The 18,097-nt window shown below is 67.7% G+C and carries 17 protein-coding genes; 11 read left to right on the top strand and 6 right to left on the bottom strand.

The genetic code is table 11. The annotated features are described in order from the left end of the window. Nucleotides 1-78 precede the first annotated feature (78 nt). A complete protein-coding gene (locus ABIA71_RS15760; protein ID WP_354286434.1) occupies nt 79-303 on the top strand; it encodes a hypothetical protein in 225 nt (74 codons plus the stop codon). Nucleotides 304-433: 130 nt separating this feature from the next. On the opposite strand, the gene ABIA71_RS15755 is transcribed toward ABIA71_RS15760, so the two are convergent. Beyond that, nucleotides 434-658 carry a YbdD/YjiX family protein gene (locus ABIA71_RS15755; RefSeq protein ID WP_038686969.1) on the bottom strand — a complete coding sequence of 75 codons (225 nt, stop codon included), beginning with the start codon at nt 656-658 and terminating at the stop codon, nt 434-436. Continuing rightward, nucleotides 658-2,739: a carbon starvation CstA family protein gene (locus ABIA71_RS15750; RefSeq protein WP_128096230.1), complete on the bottom strand. Its 2,082-nt coding sequence runs from the start codon at nt 2,737-2,739 to the stop codon at nt 658-660. The genes ABIA71_RS15755 and ABIA71_RS15750 overlap by 1 nt, the downstream gene beginning before the upstream one ends. A 262-nt stretch (nt 2,740-3,001) precedes the next feature. Between ABIA71_RS15750 and ABIA71_RS15745 the strand changes: the two genes are divergently transcribed. Next, the gene (locus ABIA71_RS15745; protein WP_354286431.1) at nt 3,002-3,853 is read left to right on the top strand and encodes a pirin family protein; all 852 of its coding nucleotides are present in this window, start codon (nt 3,002-3,004) and stop codon (nt 3,851-3,853) included. Between the two features lie 162 nt (nt 3,854-4,015). Here the strand turns inward: ABIA71_RS15745 and ABIA71_RS15740 are convergent, their stop codons facing one another. The 4 genes from ABIA71_RS15740 to ABIA71_RS15725 form a co-directional block, all read right to left on the bottom strand. Next, entirely contained in the window at nt 4,016-4,477 is a 462-nt protein-coding gene (locus tag ABIA71_RS15740) for a hypothetical protein (protein ID WP_502961264.1), read from the bottom strand. Nucleotides 4,478-4,733: 256 nt separating this feature from the next. Beyond that, entirely contained in the window at nt 4,734-5,456 is a 723-nt protein-coding gene (gene aqpZ / locus ABIA71_RS15735; RefSeq protein WP_159497537.1) for an aquaporin Z, read from the bottom strand. A gap of 103 nt (nt 5,457-5,559) precedes the next feature. Beyond that, complete coding sequence (locus ABIA71_RS15730; protein WP_354286429.1) at nt 5,560-6,423, bottom strand: pirin family protein; 864 nt, start codon at nt 6,421-6,423, stop codon at nt 5,560-5,562. A gap of 411 nt (nt 6,424-6,834) precedes the next feature. After that, nucleotides 6,835-8,898: a 3-hydroxyacyl-CoA dehydrogenase NAD-binding domain-containing protein gene (locus ABIA71_RS15725; RefSeq protein WP_354286427.1), complete on the bottom strand. Its 2,064-nt coding sequence runs from the start codon at nt 8,896-8,898 to the stop codon at nt 6,835-6,837. A gap of 238 nt (nt 8,899-9,136) precedes the next feature. On the opposite strand from ABIA71_RS15725, the gene rpoE reads away from it, so the two are divergent. The 9 genes from rpoE to recO all read left to right on the top strand — a co-directional run bounded on the left by rpoE (nt 9,137) and on the right by recO (nt 17,864). After that, complete coding sequence (rpoE, locus tag ABIA71_RS15720) at nt 9,137-9,757, top strand: RNA polymerase sigma factor RpoE (protein WP_038686981.1); 621 nt, start codon at nt 9,137-9,139, stop codon at nt 9,755-9,757. A gap of 8 nt (nt 9,758-9,765) precedes the next feature. After that, nucleotides 9,766-10,647 carry a sigma-E factor negative regulatory protein gene (locus tag ABIA71_RS15715; RefSeq protein WP_354286424.1) on the top strand — a complete coding sequence of 294 codons (882 nt, stop codon included), beginning with the start codon at nt 9,766-9,768 and terminating at the stop codon, nt 10,645-10,647. 97 nt (nt 10,648-10,744) lie between these two features. Continuing rightward, nucleotides 10,745-12,271, top strand: coding sequence for a DegQ family serine endoprotease (locus ABIA71_RS15710; protein WP_354286423.1), 1,527 nt, complete (start codon nt 10,745-10,747; stop codon nt 12,269-12,271). A gap of 168 nt (nt 12,272-12,439) precedes the next feature. Further along, nucleotides 12,440-14,230: a translation elongation factor 4 gene (lepA, locus tag ABIA71_RS15705; protein ID WP_181394095.1), complete on the top strand. Its 1,791-nt coding sequence runs from the start codon at nt 12,440-12,442 to the stop codon at nt 14,228-14,230. Nucleotides 14,231-14,344: 114 nt separating this feature from the next. Further along, the gene (gene lepB, locus ABIA71_RS15700) at nt 14,345-15,139 is read left to right on the top strand and encodes a signal peptidase I (protein ID WP_354286420.1); all 795 of its coding nucleotides are present in this window, start codon (nt 14,345-14,347) and stop codon (nt 15,137-15,139) included. A 32-nt stretch (nt 15,140-15,171) separates the two neighbouring features. Next, nucleotides 15,172-15,555, top strand: a complete 384-nt coding sequence (locus ABIA71_RS15695; protein ID WP_038686989.1) for a DUF4845 domain-containing protein — start codon at nt 15,172-15,174, stop codon at nt 15,553-15,555. Continuing rightward, complete coding sequence (gene rnc / locus ABIA71_RS15690; protein WP_128098210.1) at nt 15,545-16,225, top strand: ribonuclease III; 681 nt, start codon at nt 15,545-15,547, stop codon at nt 16,223-16,225. Before ABIA71_RS15695 ends, rnc begins: the two co-directional genes overlap by 11 nt. Then, a complete protein-coding gene (gene era, locus ABIA71_RS15685) occupies nt 16,222-17,118 on the top strand; it encodes a GTPase Era (protein ID WP_038686993.1) in 897 nt (298 codons plus the stop codon). Before rnc ends, era begins: the two co-directional genes overlap by 4 nt. Nucleotides 17,119-17,141: 23 nt before the next feature. After that, nucleotides 17,142-17,864 carry a DNA repair protein RecO gene (gene recO / locus ABIA71_RS15680; protein WP_354286417.1) on the top strand — a complete coding sequence of 241 codons (723 nt, stop codon included), beginning with the start codon at nt 17,142-17,144 and terminating at the stop codon, nt 17,862-17,864. Nucleotides 17,865-18,097: the final 233 nt, after the last annotated feature.

Here is an 18,097-nt window from a genome sequence, read left to right as displayed (position 1 = left end):
CACCCGGTAGTGCCGGCCGCTGGCCGGCTCTTCGTAATCTCAACGCACCCGGTAGTGCCGGCCGCTGGCCGGCTCCAGGTGAAACCGTGGGTTCATGAAGAGCCGGCCAGCGGCCGGCACTACCGGGTAAGGTTTACGCGCCTGGAGCCGGCCAGCGGCCGGCACTACCGGGTAAGGTTTACGCGGCTGGAGCCGGCCAGCGGCCGGCACTACCGGGTGGGGTTTACGCGGCTGGAGCCGGCCAGCGGCCGGCACTACCGGGTGGGGTTTACGCGCCTGGAGCCGGCCAGCGGCCGACAGTAGAGAGTGGGGTTTACGCGCGCCGCCCGAACCAGGTGAGGTCCATGGGACGAACGGGCCGACACCCCATTGGGCCATGAAAAAACGGCGGCGCTTTCGCGCCGCCGTTCCAGTATTCAACCGATGTCGCCGCTCAGCAGCAGCGGCCCCCGTTCCTGCCGCCGTAGCGCGCCTCCTGGCGCTCGCGGAAGAAGGTCTTGTAGTCCATCGGCACGCGGTCGGGATGGTTGTCGAGCACGTGGCGTACGTAGTTGTCGTAGTCGGGAATGCCGCAGCACAGGCGTGCGGTCTGCACCAGGCGCCGCCACAACCGGCGGTGCGCCTGGTACTGCCCAACGGGAACCAGTTCGGTACTCATCACAGGTCCGCCATCTGGTGCGGCTGCAGCGCCACGTACGGAGTTTCCTTGTCACTGCGCTGCGGATTGCGCCGCGCCTGCACGATGGTCTTGATCGCATAGAACAGGATCGAGAACACCACGAACAGGAACAGCACGGTCAGGCTGGTGTTGACGTAGGCATTGACCACGATCTGATGCATCTGGTCCAGGCTCTTGGCCGGCGCGGTGATGGTGCCGGTGGCGATCGCGTCCTGGAACTTGTGCGCCTGCGCCAGGAAGCCCTGGGCCGGGTTCTTGTCGAAGATCTTGATCAGGCCCGCGTAGGTGGTGCAGATCAGCAGCCACACCGCCGGCACGCCGGTCACCCAGGCAAAGCGCTCGCGCTTCATCTTGAACAGCACCACCGTGCCCAGCATCAGGGCAATGCCGGCCAGCATCTGGTTGGAGATGCCGAACAGCGGCCACAGGGTCTGGATGCCGCCGAAGGGATCCTTCACGCCGGTGTACAGCAGGTAGCCCCACAGCGCCACGCAACCGGCCGTGGCGATGATGTTGGCCGTCCACGATTCGGTCTTCTTCAGTGCCGGGATGAAGTTGCCCAGCAGGTCCTGCAGCATGAAGCGACCGGCACGGGTACCGGCATCCACCGCGGTCAGGATGAACAGCGCTTCGAACAGGATCGCGAAGTGGTACCAGAACGCCATCATCGCGTTGCTGCCACTGGGGATGGCCTGGTGCAGGATCTGCGCGATGCCCACCGCCAGCGTGGGCGCACCACCGGCACGGTGCAGGATGGTCGGCTCGCCGATCGCCAGCGCGGTGGCTTCCAGCTGTTCGGGGGTAATCGCAAAGCCCCAGGTGGTACTGATGAAGTGCGCGGCCGAAGCGGCATCGGCACCGATCACCGCCGCCGGGCTGTTCATTGCGAAGTACACGCCCGGGTCGATGATCGACGCCGCCACCAGGGCCATCACCGCCACGAACGATTCCATCAGCATGCCGCCGTAGCCGATGTAGCGCATGTGGCGCTCATTGGCCAACAGCTTGGGCGTGGTGCCCGAAGCGATCAGCGCATGGAAGCCGGACACCGCGCCGCAGGCAATGGTGATGAAGAGGAACGGGAACATGCCGCCCTTCCAGACCGGGCCGTCGCCGCTGGCCGCGAACTGGGTCAACGCCGGCATCTTCAGTTCCGGCATGACGATCAGGATGCCGATCGCCAGCGCCACGATGGTGCCGATCTTGAGGAACGTGGAGAGGTAGTCGCGCGGTGCCAGCAGCAGCCACACCGGCAGCACCGAGGCGACGAAACCGTAGCCGATCAGCATCCAGGTGATCTCGATGCCGGTGAAGGTGAAGGCCGGACCCCAGACGGGATCGGCGGCGACCTTGCCGCCGTACCAGATGGCCGCCAGCAGCAGGAACAGGCCGACCACCGAAATTTCCCCGATCTTGCCGGGGCGGATGTAGCGCATGTACACGCCCATCAGGATCGCGATGGGCATTGTCGCGATCACCGTGAACATGCCCCACGGGCTTTCGGCCAGCGCCTTGACCACCACCATCGCCAGCACCGCCAGGATGATGATCATGATCAGGAACGCGCCGAACAGCGCGATGGTCCCGGGCACCTGGCCCATCTCCTCGCGCACCAGGTCACCCAGCGAGCGACCGTTGCGGCGGCTGGAGATGAACAGCACCATGAAGTCCTGCACCGCACCGGCCAGGACCACGCCGACCACCAGCCACAGCAGGCCGGGCAGGTAGCCCATCTGCGCGGCCAGCACCGGGCCCACCAGCGGCCCCGCACCGGCGATTGCGGCGAAGTGGTGGCCGAACAGCACGTGCTTGTTGGTGGGCACGTAGTCCAGGCCGTCGTTGTTGAGCACCGCCGGGGTGGCCCGGGTCGGGTCGAGCTGCATCACCTTGTCGGCGATGAACAGGCTGTAGAAACGGTAGGCGATCAGGTAGATCGACACCGCAGCGACGACGATCCACAGCGCATTGATGTGTTCGCCACGGCGCAGTGCGACCACGCCCAGACAGAACGCGCCGAGCAGCGCGAGCGCGGCCCAGCCCAGCTTGGAAAAACCTTTCATGAGATTGCGTCTCCCTGGAGATCGTCGTAAGAGTCTGCCTTGGCACCGATGGGGTCAATGCAAACGCAGGTGCTTGCCGCTAGTACTTTGGTCGTAGGGCGCAACGTGGCGCGCGTGAGGATGCGGACAGCGGCCCGGCACACGCGCGCGCCTGCACGGCACGCGAACGCCACCGCTGGAACAATCGGTTGCGGGCGTGGCGATTGGCGGTTGCCACCCGGGCGCCCATCTTGGTGGCTGGTTTCCTTTTGCTGGAGTCGAGATGAGCAGCCCCACCCCGGTGCGCGTACAGCGCACGATCCGTGGCATGGCCACCTCCGATGGCGCCGGCGTGCGCCTGACCAGGGTGATCGGCGGCCCCTCGCTGCCCGACCTGGACCCGTTCCTGCTGCTGGATGAATTCGGCACCGACCGCGCCGAAGACTACATCGCCGGCTTCCCCAGCCATCCGCACCGCGGCTTCGAAACCGTCACCTACATGCTCGACGGGCGCATGCGGCACAAGGACAACCATGGCAACGAAGGCCTGCTCACCCCGGGCAGCGTGCAGTGGATGACCGCCGGCCGTGGGCTGGTGCATTCGGAGATGCCGGAGCAGGAATCGGGCCAGATGCGCGGCTTCCAGCTGTGGGTGAACCTGCCGGCGCGCGACAAGATGACCGACCCGAAGTACCAGGAATTCGCGCCCGAGCGCATTCCCGTCACCACGCCCGGCGACGGCGTGCAGGTGAAGGTGATTGCCGGCCAGGTGGGCGAGGTGACCGGTCCGATCGTGCAGCCGGCCACCGACCCGGTGTATCTGGACATCACCCTGGCCGCGAACGCGCGCTGGGAGTACACCTTGCCGGAAGGGCACAACGCGTTTGCCTACGTGTTCGAAGGCGGCTTGACGGTGGGGCAGGGCGAGGATGCCCGTCCGGTGGCGCACCAGGAACTGGCGGTGCTGGGCGGCGGCGAACTGCTGCAGCTGCAGGCCGGCGCCGAGGGCGCGCGCCTGATCCTGGTGGCGGGACGACCGCTGCGCGAGCCGGTGATGCGCCACGGGCCGTTCGTGATGAACACCCGCCAGGAGCTGATGCAGGCCTTCGTCGATTTCCAGGAAGGCCGCTTCTAACCGGCACTGCCGGCCGCTGGCCGGCAACCCCATGACGCCGCAGCACCCCGGGCACTGCCGGCCGCTGGCCGGCAACCCCATCACGCCGCAACACCCCGGGCACTGCCGGCCGCTGGCCGGCACCCCCATGACGCGCCAGAAGCACGGGTAATCCCGGCCATCTCAGCGCCCTGCGGCGACCGCGGCAGGCGTGAGGTTCATGCCCTGGGTGAGCGACTGCAACGCGCCCAGTTCCTTGGCATCGTCGGCATACAGCGCGATCTGCGCGTAGCGGTTCTTGTCGAACTTCACCACGGTGATACGACGCGTTTCGTAGCCCGGCGGCTGCTGGCCGCCCAGGTCGGGCTGGTACCAATACAACGATTCACCGGCGAACAGGCCCTTTTCCTGGCGCAACGGGCGGCTCAGTGGCAGGTTCGGGTCGCGTGCGGTCAGCATCAGGCTGAGCACTTCGCGGCCATCGCCGGTGCTGGCCTTGCACAGGACGAAGTCGGCCCTCGCCTGCTCCTGCCATTGCAGGCCGCTGTCGGCGGGCAGGGACGGGCACACGTTCGAGGACTGGGCCGAAACGGCCGCAGCGGACAACAACAGGCTCAGGCACACGGCAGCGCGCAGGATGTTCATGGCTTCCCCCAAAGGTCGAAGTGGCCGCGCGTCGTGCTGGCAGAGGGGTTCCGGGGGCCGTACACAACCCAGGCCGTCCGTGCGCATTTCCCCATGCGCGTCCCGGAGTACCTCGCCTGCCAGGTGACGGCGTGGTGATTCGGACCTTAACGGAATGTGACTGGATCTACAAATAACTGTTTCAGATGGTCCCATCTGCGCGCCGTGAGGCGCTGAATCAGGCGGCCGGGGCCACGTCGGCCCCGGCCGCCGAGGCTCAGCGCGGCTCGGTGCCGATCCACTTGTAGGCGATGCCGCCGATCAGGCCGCCCAGCAGCGGGGCCAGCCAGAACAGCCACAGCTGGCTGAGCGCGCCGCTGCCGGCAAACACGGCCACCGCCGTGGAGCGCGCCGGATTCACCGAAGTATTGGTCACCGGAATGCTGATCAGGTGGATCAGCGTGAGCGCCAGGCCGATCGCGATCGGCGCGAAGCCGGCCGGTGCATTGCCGTGGGTGGAACCCATGATGACCACCAGGAAGAAGGCGGTGAGCACCACTTCGCACAGGAACGCTGCGGCCACGCTGTAGCCACCCGGCGACAGGGTGCCGTAGCCATTGCTGGCGAATGCGCCGGCCTGGCTGCCGTCGATGGCGAAGCCCGGGGCACCCGAGGCGATCTGCAGCAGGATGAAACCGGCCAGGATCCCGCCCAGCACCTGGGCCACGATGTAGGGCAGCAGGTCGCGCGCGGGGAAACGACCGCCGGCCCACAGCCCCAGGCTGACGGCGGGATTGAAGTGCGCACCGGAAACGTGGCCGAAGGCATACGCGCCGGTGAGCACGGTCAGCCCGAAGGCCAGCGCCACGCCCACGAAACCGATGCCAAGCGGGTTGCCATCACCGCCGAACTTGGCCGCCAGCACCGCGCTGCCGCAGCCACCCAGAACCAACCAGAACGTGCCGAGAAACTCCGCGGCCAGACGTTTGCCCATGCTCATCGATCGTTCTCCACCTGATGCCCGGGACGGGCAGGCAGAACGTAGCTGAATCGCGGTTCATCGGGGTGAATGCCGCGTCAAGGCGCCGACGAACGGCACCGCCTCAATAGGTGGGCAGCGGAATGAATTCCTTGTCGTCGCCGGGAATGGTGCCGAACCGGCCGGCGTCCCAGTCGTGCTTGGCCTGCTCGATGCGCTCGGTGGAACTGGACACGAAATTCCACCACAGGTGGCGCGGCCCATCCAGCGGTTCGCCGCCCAGCAGCATCGCCTTCACCGGCGTCTTGGCGCGCAGGCGACCGCGCGCATTGAGCTCGGGAATTACCAGGTGCTGCGCGGGCAGGTCCACGCCGTCCAGCTGCGCCTCGCCTTCCAGGATGTACAGGGCGCGCTGCACGTGACCGGTATCCAGGTCGATTTCCGCACCCGGATCCAGATCGATCGCCACATTCAACGTGTCGGCGAATACCTTCACCGGCGACTCTTCGCCATACGCACGCCCGGCGATGACGCGCAGCCAGGCACCGTCGCGGCGCTGCTGGGGCAGGGTGGCCGCCGCGTGGTGGAAGAAGCCGGGATCGGTTTCCTCGAAGCTCTTCGGCAGTGCCACCCAGGTCTGCATGCCGTGGATGGGGTGGTCGTGCTCGCGCTCGGGCGGCGGGGTACGTTCGGAGTGCGCGATGCCACGCCCGGCGGTCATCCAGTTGACGTCGCCGGGGCGGATCACCTGGTCCGATCCCAGCGTATCGCGGTGACCGATCGCACCGGACCACAGGAAGGTCACCGTCGCCAGACCGATGTGCGGATGCGGACGCACGTCGATGCCCGTCCCCGGCGCAAGCACCGCCGGACCCATCTGGTCCACGAACACGAACGGACCGACGCTGCGCGCCTGCAACGTAGGCACGGCGCGGCGCACCTGCAGGCCGCCGATATCGTGGACACGGGGCGCAATGATCGTCGTCATGCGGGCTTTCTCGCTGGCGTGGACAGGCCAGCAGGATCGCACGCAGACACACCCCCTGCATGCCCCATTCGGGCAACAGGGTGTTGCGGCAACAGGCCCATGACGACAGGCAGCCGGGCAGAGCCCGGCGCTACGCGTTGGCGGTTCTGCCGTCACCGGCCAATTATCGGAGGCGGGGTGGGTCAGGTGGCGGGGGTGTGAGCGCCATGGATGGCGCGACCAAGCCCCCACGGATGGGTTCACGGCGTCCCCCGCCACCTGACCCACCCCGCCAGCCCCCGATCCAATCCAGAGCCGCATTACGCTCTTTGCTTTCGCTCTGGCCGTCGCCCTTGCAGTTGCAGTTGCAGTTGCAGTTGCAGTTGCACTTGCAGTTGCACTTGCATCAGCAGCCGCCGGGCGCAGCCCGGCTTACATCACCGGCTCACGCAACACCGCAGCATCCCAACCCGGGCGCGGCGCGAAGCGATCGCCGTGCCGCTGCTGCAGCACCTTCAAACGCTCCACCAGCGCATCGGCACCGGTCGCCCGGATGTACTGGATCGGGCCGCCGCGGAACGGCGCGAACCCGGTACCGAAGATCACGCCTGCATCCAACAGATCCGCATCGGCCACCACCCCATCGTGCAGGCACGCCACCGCCTCGTTGAGCAGCGGCAGGATCAGACGGTCTTCCAGATCCGCAGGCACCTCATGGTTGGCCGGCACGTCCGGCTTCTGCGCGCGACCGTTTTCCCACGTGTAGATACCCTGGCCATCTTTCTTGCCGCGCTTGCCCTGCTCGACCGTCTGCAATGCAGCCGGAATCTGCAGGCCCAGGAACGGCGCCAGCTCCTTGCCCACGCCGGCGGCCACGTCCAGCCCCACCGTATCCAGCAGTTCGATCGGGCCCATCGGCATGCCGAACTTCACCGCCGCCTTGTCGATCACCGGGCCCGGAATGCCTTCCGCATACGCCGTGGCCGCTTCCAGCATGTATGGGAACAGCACGCGGTTGACCAGGAACCCGGGCGTGCCGGCCACCGGCACCGGGAACTTGCCCAGCGCCTTGCAGAACGCCGCCAGCCGGCGCTCGGTCTCCGGGGCCATGCCGTCGTGGTGGATGATCTCCACCAGCGGCATCTGCGCCACCGGATTGAAATAGTGCAGGCCGGCAAACTGCGCCGGGTGCTCGATGTGGTCGCGCAGCTCAAGCAGCGGAATCGACGACGTGTTGGTGGTCAGCAGCGCACCGGCCTTCATCTTCGGCTCCAGCGTCTGGTACAGCGAACGCTTGGCGTCGGCATCTTCGATGATGGCCTCGATTACCAGGTCGGCCAGCGCCACGCCTTCACCGGCCAGGTCGGCCTTCAGGCGCGCGGCCACCGCCGGACGCTTGCTCTCGTCCTTCACCTTCTTGGCGAACAGCGCCTGCGCGCGTTCCATCGCCGGGTCGATGAAACGCTGCTCACGGTCCTGCAGCGTCACGTTGAAGCCCTTGTAGGCCGACCACGCCGCGATATCACCGCCCATCACCCCGGCGCCCACCACGTGCACGTGGCTGATGCCATGGTCCTTGCCACCCAGCGCCTTCAGGCGTTCGGTGAGGAAGAAGATGCGGATCAGGTTGCGCGCGGTCGGGGTGCCGGCCAGCTTCACCACCGCACGGCGTTCGGCATCCAGGCGGGCCTGGATCGGGCTGCCGCCGGTGCGTGCCCAGGTGTTGATCAGCGCGTACGGTGCCGGGTAATGGTCCTTCTTGGCCTTGCGCGCGACCTGCTTGGCCATCTGCGGGGCGAGCAGCTTGCGCGCCAGCCAGGTGTTGGTGGCCCAGGCAGTGGCGCGCTGCTTGAACGGCCGGGTGGTGCCGGTCAGCGCGAGTGCCACGGCAGTATCCAGCAGCACCGCCGGCGCCACGACCTTGTCGACCAGGCCGATGCTGCGCGCGGCCGATGCCGACAGGTTGCGACCGGTCAGCATCATGTCCATCGCCGCCGGCGCGCCCACCAGCTGCGGCAGGCGCGAACTGCCGCCCCAGCCGGGGAAGATGCCCAGCTGGGTTTCCGGCAGGCCGATCCGGGTGGACGGATCGTTGGAGGCCACGCGGTAGCGGCAGGCCAGCGCCAGCTCGGTGCCGCCGCCCAGGCAATGCCCGTGAATGGCGGCCACGGTCGGGCAGGGCAGCTCGGCCAGCTTCTGGTAGGTGCTCTGGCCGCGGCGGATGGCGTCGTTGACGGTGCCGCGGCGGTCGAATTCCTGGAACTCCTTCAAGTCCGCACCGGCAATGAAGCCGGCCGGCTTGATCGACTGGATAACCACCGCCTTGGGCGGGTCCATGGCGATGCGTTCGATCAGGTCGCCCAGTTCCAGCAGAACGTCCTGGGACATCGCGTTGACGCTGCTGTCGTGGCGGTCGAGGCTGAGCACCACCACACCATCATCACGGATCTGCGGGTGCCAATGTGCGAAGCGGAGCCCATCGAAGCCTGAGAGCATGGGAACGTTCCATCCGGTTGTGTATGGAGAAGGGGGCTATGATCCAGAGGTTGTTTCCTCCCCGTCAAATCCCAATAGCTGGGGGATGGGCAGGCCCGGTTCAGTGCCGTGAGCGGGAACCTTAACGGAACGGTGGTTAAAAGCTGGTGCGGCGTCGTGTGATCGGTCGCTGAACTTTTCCCGGGATTGGCAGTCTCATTGCTCGACGTTGGTCGGGCTGACAGGAGTGCGGCCCCACATGGCCGAGGTTGAAACACCACAGGAGCTGGACCTGGAGCTGGTCCGGCGCGTGCAGCGCGGCGAGAGTGCGGCGTTCGATGTCCTGGTGCGCAAGTACCAGCATCGGATCGTGGCGCTGATCGGGCGCTACATCGCCGACTGGAGTGAATGTCAGGACGTCGCACAGGACACGTTCGTCCGCGCGTACCGCGCGATCGGCAGTTTCCGGGGCGACGCCCAGTTCTATACCTGGTTGCACCGGATAGCCGTGAATACTGCCAAGAACCACCTTGCCGCCCACAACCGCCGCCCGCCCACCGATGACATCGACATCGGTGACGCCGAGCAGTTCGACAGCGGCACCCGCCTGCGCGACACCGACACTCCCGAGCGCGAGTTGATGCGCCAGGAGCTGGAGCAGACGGTGATGAAGGCGGTGGCGGCGTTGCCGGAAGAACTGCGATCAGCCATCACTCTGCGCGAGGTGGACGGGCTGAGTTACGAAGATATCGCGCAGAAGATGGGGTGCCCGATCGGCACCGTGCGGTCGCGGATCTTCCGCGCCCGCGAGGCGATCGACACTGAACTTCGGCCGCTGCTGGATATCGGCAGTGCCACCCGCGAGAAGAGCCGCGTATGAGCGAACACATGCCAATTCCTGGAACCGCCGGCACCACGCCGGACAAGATCGACACGCACAACCGCCAGCAGCTGTCGGCGCTGATTGATGGCGCACTGTCGCCCGACGAGGCGCGCTTCATGCTGCGCCGCCTGGAGCACGATGAGGCGCTGGCCGGTTGCCACGAGCGCTGGCAGGTGCTGGGCGACGTGCTGCGCGGCCAGGCCTGCGCACCGGCCCCGGTGGATTTCGCCGCGCGCGTGCGCGGTGCGGTCGCCGCCGAACCGGCCCCGCTGGCGCACGTGGCGCCAGTCGAACGCAATCGCGAACGCCGCGGTGGCTGGCGTCGGTGGGGCGGTGGCGCCGCGCTGGCGGCCTCGGTCGCCGCAGTGGCGATGTTCATGACCCGCGAACAGCTGCCCAGCGAGACGCCGCTGGACGCCCCCGCCACCACCATCATCGCCAGCCAGGCCACGTTGCCGCCGAGCCCCCCGGCGGTCGCGCCGGCGCCGGTGGACGCAGTCGTTGCCGTGGCCGCCGTGCCGGCGGCGGCAGTGGCGGCCGCCAGCCGTCGCCAGGACGTGGCCGCTGTGCGCCGCGCCAGCGCCACCCGTACCCAGCAGGCCGCGCGCAGCGCCGGCGAACGCAGCGCCGAGCCGCAGCGTGCCGTGGCCAGCCAGGCCGTGCCGGTGCCGGTGATGCCCGCCGCCACTGCCCGTGCCCTGCCGTTCGGCGACGTCGCCGCGCTGCAGGCCAAGCCGTGGCCGCGCTCGACCCTGGCCCCGGCGGCTGGCGGGGCGCTCAACGCCAGCTTCTCCACGCAGGAGCCGCAGGCCGCGTTCTACCCGTTCGAGCCGCGCCTGCAGGAGGTCGATCCGGCCGCCCCCGCGCCGCGTCGGCATCGCGACTGACCCTGTCGTCGCATCCGCTCACGCACACCTTGCGTCCGGCCCCGTGGCCGGAACGCCCCCGCTTTTCCCCACGTCCCGATCCGGAGGCTGACGTCCGATGACTCCCCGCATGCGTAGCCAGGCCATGACCCTGCTGGCCCTGACCCTGCCATTGATGGCCTGCGCCCAGGCGCCGGCCCCCGCCGCTCCCGTGGCCGCCGCTCCCGCCGCGGCACCGCGCGCGCCCGCCCCGCAGCTGGTCAGCGGCCTGCCGGACTTCACCAACCTGGTCGAACAGGTCGGCCCGGGCGTGGTCAACGTGGAAACCACCATCGTGCGCAGCAACCGCCAGGCCCGCGGCATGGGCCCGGGCGGCGACGATGAGATGCCCGAATTCTTCCGGCGCTTCTTCGGGCCGGACTTCCAGATGCCGGGGCAGGGTCCCGGCGGCCAGGACGACAGCCCGCGCATCCAGGGCCGCGGCATGGGATCGGGCTTCATCATTTCCGCCGACGGCTACGTGCTGACCAACTACCACGTGGTCGCCGACGCCAGCGAAGTGAAGGTCAAGCTGGGCGACCGCCGCGAGTTCACCGCCAAGGTGATCGGCAGCGACCAGCAGTACGACGTGGCCCTGCTCAAGATCGACGGCAAGAACCTGCCTACCGTGCGCGTGGGCGATTCCAACACGCTCAAGCCCGGCCAGTGGGTGGTCGCGATCGGCTCGCCGTTCGGGCTGGACCACTCGGTCACCGCCGGCGTGGTCAGCGCGGTCGGGCGCAGCACCGGCGGCGCCGACCAGCGCTACGTGCCGTTCATCCAGACCGACGTGGCCATCAACCAGGGCAATTCGGGCGGCCCGCTGCTCAATACCCGCGGTGAGGTGGTCGGCATCAACTCGCAGATCTTCTCCGCCTCCGGCGGCTACATGGGCATCAGCTTCGCCATCCCGATCGACCTGGCCATGGGCGCGGTCGAGCAGATCAAGAAGACCGGCCGGGTCAGCCGCGGCCAGCTGGGCGCCGCCGTGGGGCCGATCGACGGGCTCAAGGCGCAGGGCCTGGGCCTGTCCGACAGCCGCGGCGCACTGGTCAATGAAGTGGTGCCGGGCAGTGCCGCGCTGAAGGCCGGGGTGGAACCGGGCGACGTGATCCGCTCGGTGAACGGCAGCCCCATCAACACCTTCAGCGACCTGCCGCCGCTGATCGGCGCGCTGCCGCCGGGCAGCAAGGTCCGCCTGGGCGTGGTCCGCGACGGCAAGGAGCGCGACATCACCGCCACCCTGACCGAGTTGGCCGAAGATGCCGAACGCGGCACCGCCCGCCCCGCTGCCGAGGCCGCCGCGCCGCAGACCGGTTCCAACGCCCTGCTGGGGCTGGAGGTGGCCGACCTGACCGCCGCCCAGCGCAAGCAGCTGGGCCTGGGGGCGGGCGAGGGCGTCCGGGTGACCCGCGTCAATGGGGCATCGGCGCGCGACGCCGGTGTGTCCCCCGGCATGGTGGTGCTGCAGGTCGGGCGTACCCCGGTCGGCAGCGTGGCCGCGCTGGACAAGGCGCTGGCCACCTACAAGAAGGGCGATGTGGTCATGCTGCTGGTCCGGGCCACGGGCAACAGCGCCTTCGTGGCGATCAAGGCCGGGCAGTAAGCCCCGCCAGCGTTACGTTTCCGGGCCCGCTTCGGCGGGCCCGGTCGTTTCTGGCGGGCCGATCACGCCAATCGCGGGCGGTCGCACGCGGGACCGGGCCGGCCATGCGATAATCCGCAGTCATCCTGACGACGCGACGCGCCGCCGCCACCTATGTCTTCTGATTCGATGCGATTCATCCGCAACTTCTCCATCATTGCCCACGTCGACCACGGCAAGTCCACGCTGGCCGATCGCATCATCCAACTTTGCGGTGGCCTCCAGGCCCGCGAAATGGAGGCGCAGGTGCTCGACTCGAACCCGATCGAGCGCGAGCGCGGCATCACCATCAAGGCCCAGTCGGTCTCCTTGCCCTATGTTGCAAAAGACGGCCAGACCTACCACCTGAACTTCATCGACACCCCCGGGCACGTCGACTTCTCCTATGAAGTCAGCCGCTCGCTGGCCGCCTGCGAAGGCGCGCTGCTGGTGGTCGATGCCGCCCAGGGCGTGGAAGCGCAGTCGGTCGCCAACTGCTACACCGCCGTCGAGCAGGGTCTGGAAGTGGTGCCGGTGATCAACAAGATCGACCTGCCCACCGCCGACATCGAGCGCGCCAAGGCCGAGATCGAGGCCGTCATCGGCATCGACGCCACCGACGCGGTGCCGGTCAGTGCCAAGACCGGCCTGAACGTGGTCGACGTGCTGGAGGCGATCGTGCATCGCATTCCGCCGCCGGTGCCGCGCGATACCGACAAGCTGCAGGCGCTGATCATCGACTCGTGGTTCGACAACTACCTGGGCGTGGTCTCCCTGGTGCGCGTGATGCAGGGCCAGATCAAGGCCGGCGACAAGCTGCAGGTGATGTCCACCGGCCGTACCCACCAGGTCGACAACGTCGGCGTGTTCACCCCCAAGCGCAAGGTGCTGCCGGCGCTGCGGGCCGGTGAAGTGGGCTGGGTCACCGCCAGCATCAAGGACGTGCACGGCGCGCCGGTCGGCGACACCCTGACCCTGGCCGCCGACCCGGCCGCCAAGCCGCTGCCGGGCTTCCAGGAAATGCAGCCGCGCGTGTTCGCCGGCCTGTTCCCGGTCGACGCCGAAGACTACCCGGACCTGCGCGAAGCGCTGGACAAGCTGCGCCTGAACGACGCGGCGCTGCGCTTCGAGCCGGAAAGCTCGGAGGCCATGGGCTTCGGCTTCCGCTGCGGCTTCCTGGGCATGCTGCACATGGAAATCGTGCAGGAGCGCCTGGAGCGCGAGTACAACCTGGACCTGATCAGCACCGCGCCGACCGTGGTCTATGAGGTGCTCAAGACCGACGGCACGATCATTAACATGGACAACCCGGCCAAGCTGCCGCCGGTCAACCATGTGCAGGAGATCCGCGAGCCGATCATCCGCGCCAACGTACTCACCCCCGAGGAGTACATCGGCAACATCATCAAGCTGTGCGAAGAAAAGCGTGGCAGCCAGATCGGCATCAACTACCTGGGCAGCCAGGTGCAGATCAGCTACGAGCTGCCGATGGCCGAAGTGGTGCTGGACTTCTTCGACAAGCTCAAGTCGGTCAGCCGCGGCTACGCGTCGCTGGACTACCACTTCGTGCGTTTCGACGCCGGTCCGTTCGTCCGCGTGGACGTGCTGATCAACGGCGACAAGGTCGACGCCCTGTCGCTGATCGTGCACCGCAGCCATGCCGACCGCCGGGGCCGCGAGCTCTGCGAGAAGATGAAGGAACTGATCCCGCGCCAGCAGTTCGACGTGGCCATCCAGGCGGCCGTCGGCTCGCAGATCATCTCCCGCACCACGGTCAAGGCGATGCGCAAGAACGTGCTGGCCAAGTGCTATGGTGGCGACGTTTCGCGCAAGAAGAAGCTTCTGGAAAAGCAGAAGGAAGGCAAGAAGCGCATGAAGCAGGTTGGCCGCGTGGAAATCCCGCAGGAAGCCTTCCTGGCCGTGCTGCAGATGGACAAGTAAGGCCGGCAGGTCGCCCGGCCACCGCGCGGCACCCGCCAGGTGCCGCCGGGCGCGCAGGGATGGCCCCGTAGCCGTTGCACCCGCACCGCTGCACCCGTTGCCCAAGGACACCGCATGAAATTGTTTGAGATCCTCCTGGTCGTACTGACGCTGGCCTCGGGTTTGATCCTGCTGGCCGACAAGCTGTATTTCGCCAAGCGCCGTGCCGCGCGCGCCGGCCTGCTGGATTCCGAGCCGGTGGCGGTCGACTACGCCCGGGCGTTTTTCCCGGTGCTGGCCATCGTGCTGGTGGTGCGCAGCTTCATCGCCGAGCCGTACAAGATCCCGTCCAGCTCGATGATGCCCAACCTGCTGATCGGCGATTTCATCCTGGTCAACAAGTTCTCCTACGGCCTGCGGCTGCCGCTGAACAATGCCAAGGTCGTCCCGCTGGGCGAACCCAAGCGCGGCGACGTGGTGGTGTTCCATTTCCCGGGCCACTCGGACAACGATCCGGCCAAGGGCGAGAATTTCATCAAGCGCGTCATCGGCATCCCCGGTGACGAGATCGTGTTCGAGGGGGACGGGCTGATCCTCAACGGCGAACCGGTCAAGTACGACAACAAGGGCCTGTATGCCGGCCATCGCGGCCAGGGCGAGGGCAGCTCGCTGCTGGTCGAGCACCTGCCGGGCCGCACCCATACCGTGCTGGAAACCGACTACCCGCGTGGCGCAGGCCAGTGGACGGTGCCGGCCGGCAAGTACCTGGTGATGGGCGACAACCGCGACAACAGCGATGATGGTCGCTTCTGGGGCCTGCTCCCGGAAGAGAACCTGCGCGGCAAGGCGTTCCTGATCTGGCTGAACTGCTCGGGGTGGTTCTGCAAGGACGGCTTCGAGCCGTCGCGGATCGGCTCGAGCATCAATTGATCCATCACACTCGCGTATCTGGGGAGAACGCAATGAAGACGATGAACACGCAGCGCGGCATGACCCTCACCTCGTTCCTGGCGGTACTGATCGTGGTGGCGTTCGGCCTGTATGTCGGCATGAAGCTGTTCCCGATGTACCAGGAGTACTACTCGGTGCGCTCGGCGATGAAGAGCCTGGCCAAGGAGCCGGGCGTGGGCAACATGGAGCCGGCCCGCGTGCAGGACCTGTTCTTCAAGCGGCTGTACATCAACTACTCGGAAAACGTGAAGCCGGCCAACGTCAAGTTCGATCGCATCGACGGCGGCTGGAACATGAAGGTCAACTACGAAGTGCGCCGTGAACTGATCGGCAACCTCGACGTGGTGGGCAAATTCGATTCGAACCAGGAACTGACCCTCGCCGGTGTCGACTAAGACTTTCCAACGTGGTGACCGCATTGGCCACCCCTTCGCAGATCCGGGCCTGCTCCAGCAGGCCCTGACGCATCGCAGTGCCGGTACGCCCAACAACGAGCGGCTGGAATTCCTCGGCGACAGCATCGTCAACATGATGGTGGCCCAGGCGCTGTACCAGCGCTGGCCCAAGGCCGACGAAGGTGCGCTCACCCGCGCCCGTGCCGAACTGGTGCGTGAAGGTGCGCTGGCGGTCATCGCCCGCACCCTCGAACTGGGCGACCGGCTGATCCTGGGCCCGGGCGAGATGAAGACCGGCGGCCACCGCCGCGATTCCATCCTCGCCGACGCCCTCGAGGCGGTGGTGGCCGCCATCTATCTGGATGCCGGGTTCGAGGCCTGCCGCGGCGTGGTTCTGCCCTGGTTCGGCCCCTCGATGGAGGCGCTGCCGGCCACCGGCAAGCCCGAGAAAGACCCCAAGACCCGCCTTCAGGAATGGTTGCAGGCCCGACAGAAGACGCTGCCGCTGTACGAGCTGCTGTCAGAGTCGGGTGACGACCATGCCAAGACCTTCCGGGTACGCTGTGGCGTAGCCGATCCCGCTGTCAGCACCGAAGGCGAAGGTGCCTCGCGACGGCTGGCCGAACAACAGGCGGCCGCGGCCGCCCTCGAGCAACTGGATTCCAAGTGAGCGAAGCAATTCCCCATCATTGCGGCAGCGTGGCCGTCATCGGCCGCCCCAACGTCGGCAAATCCACCCTGACCAACGCCCTGGTGGGCGCCAAGGTCAGCATCGTGTCCAACCGCCCGCAGACTACCCGGCACCGGTTGCTGGGCATTGCCAGCTACCCGGAAGGGCAGCTGGTGCTGGTGGACACCCCCGGCCTGCACCGGGTGCAGAAGCGTGCCATGAACCGGGTAATGAACCGCGCCGCGCGCGGCTCGCTGGAGGGCGTGGACGCCGGCATGCTGGTGATCGAGGCCGGGCGCTGGGACGAAGAAGACACCCTGGCCTTCAACGTGCTCAGCGACTCGGGCATTCCGGTCGTGCTGGTGGTCAACAAGGTCGACCGGCTCAAGGACAAGGCGGCGCTGCTGCCGTTCCTGCAGCAGGTCACCGAAGGCCGCACGTTCGCCGCCGTTCACCCGATTTCGGCGCAGAAGCGCAACGGCCTGGAAGCGCTCGTGCGCGACCTGCTCAAGCTGCTGCCCGAAGCCCCGCCGATGTTCGGCGAGGATGAAATCACCGACCGCAGCCAGCGCTTCCTGGCCGGCGAACTGGTCCGTGAGCAGCTCATGCGCCAGTTGGGCGAAGAACTGCCGTACGCCACCACGGTGGAAATCGAGCGGTTCGTCGAAGACGGCAACCTGCTGCGCATCGGCGCGGTGATCTGGGTCGAGCGCGAAGGCCAGAAGGCCATCGTGATCGGCAAGGGCGGTACCCGCCTGAAGGACATCGGCGCCAAGTCGCGCATGCAGATGGAGCGCCTGTTCGGCGCCAAGGTCTTCCTGGAGACCTGGGTGCGCGTGCGTGAAGGCTGGTCCGATGACGAAGCCGCGCTGAAGGCGTTCGGCTACGAGTAAGCCGGGTCGCTGACGGCTGCGCCATGCGCATCGATGACGAACCCGCCTTCGTGCTGCATGCCCGGTCGTGGCGCGAAACCAGCCTGCTGGTGGAAGTACTGACCGAGCAGCACGGCCGGATCGGCCTGCTGGCGCGGGGCGTGAGCAGCCCGCGCAGCCAGGCCCTGCGGGCGGCATTGCAGCCGCTGCAGTGGATCCGCTTCAGTGCCGTGCAGCGCGGTGAACTGGCCCAGCTGCGCGGTGCCGAAGCCCTGGATGCCGCACCGCGGCTGGGCGGCGAGGCGATGCTGGCCGGGTTCTACATCAACGAGCTGCTGATGCGGCTGGCCCCGCGCCAGGATCCACTGCCCGAGCTGTATGACCACTACGGCCTGGTCCGCCAGCGCCTGCGCGACGGCGAGCCGTTGGCCTGGACATTGCGCCGGTTCGAGCGCGACCTGCTGGAAGCCCTGGGGTTCGGGTTCGACCTGGCCCATGGCAGCGACGGCGAGCCGGTGGACCCGGCTGCCCGCTACGAACTGGACCCGCAGGAAGGGCCGCGCCGGCTGCTCAGCGAGCGCGGCGCCGACCCCCGCCGTGGCACCGCCACCGGCAGTGCTTTGCTGGCACTGGCCGAGGACCGCCAACCCGACCCCGACGACCTTGCCAGCCTGCGTCGCGCCATGCGCGCCGTACTGCTGCACCACCTGGGCGGGCGCGGGCTGAAGTCGTGGGAAATGCTGGAAGACCTGGCCAGGCGCAGGTAGCGCCGGGTTCTACCCGGCTGCTGTTGGCACGCGGACGTGCCAATGAATCCGCCCGCCGGGCAGAGCCCGGCGCTACGCGGTGTGTGGACGTGCCAATGAATGCGCCCGCCGGGCAGAGCCCGGCGCTACGCGGTGTGTGGACGTGCCAATGAATCCGCCCGCCGGGCAGAGCCCGGCGCTACGCGGTGTGTGGACGTGCCAATGAATGCGCCCGCCGGGCAGAGCCCGGCGCT

This window comes from Stenotrophomonas sp. 2619 (genome assembly GCF_040548725.1).
In the GTDB taxonomy this organism is placed as follows: Bacteria; Pseudomonadota; Gammaproteobacteria; order Xanthomonadales; family Xanthomonadaceae; genus Stenotrophomonas; species Stenotrophomonas maltophilia_AP.
This window is presented reverse-complemented; position numbering and strand designations above follow the sequence as displayed.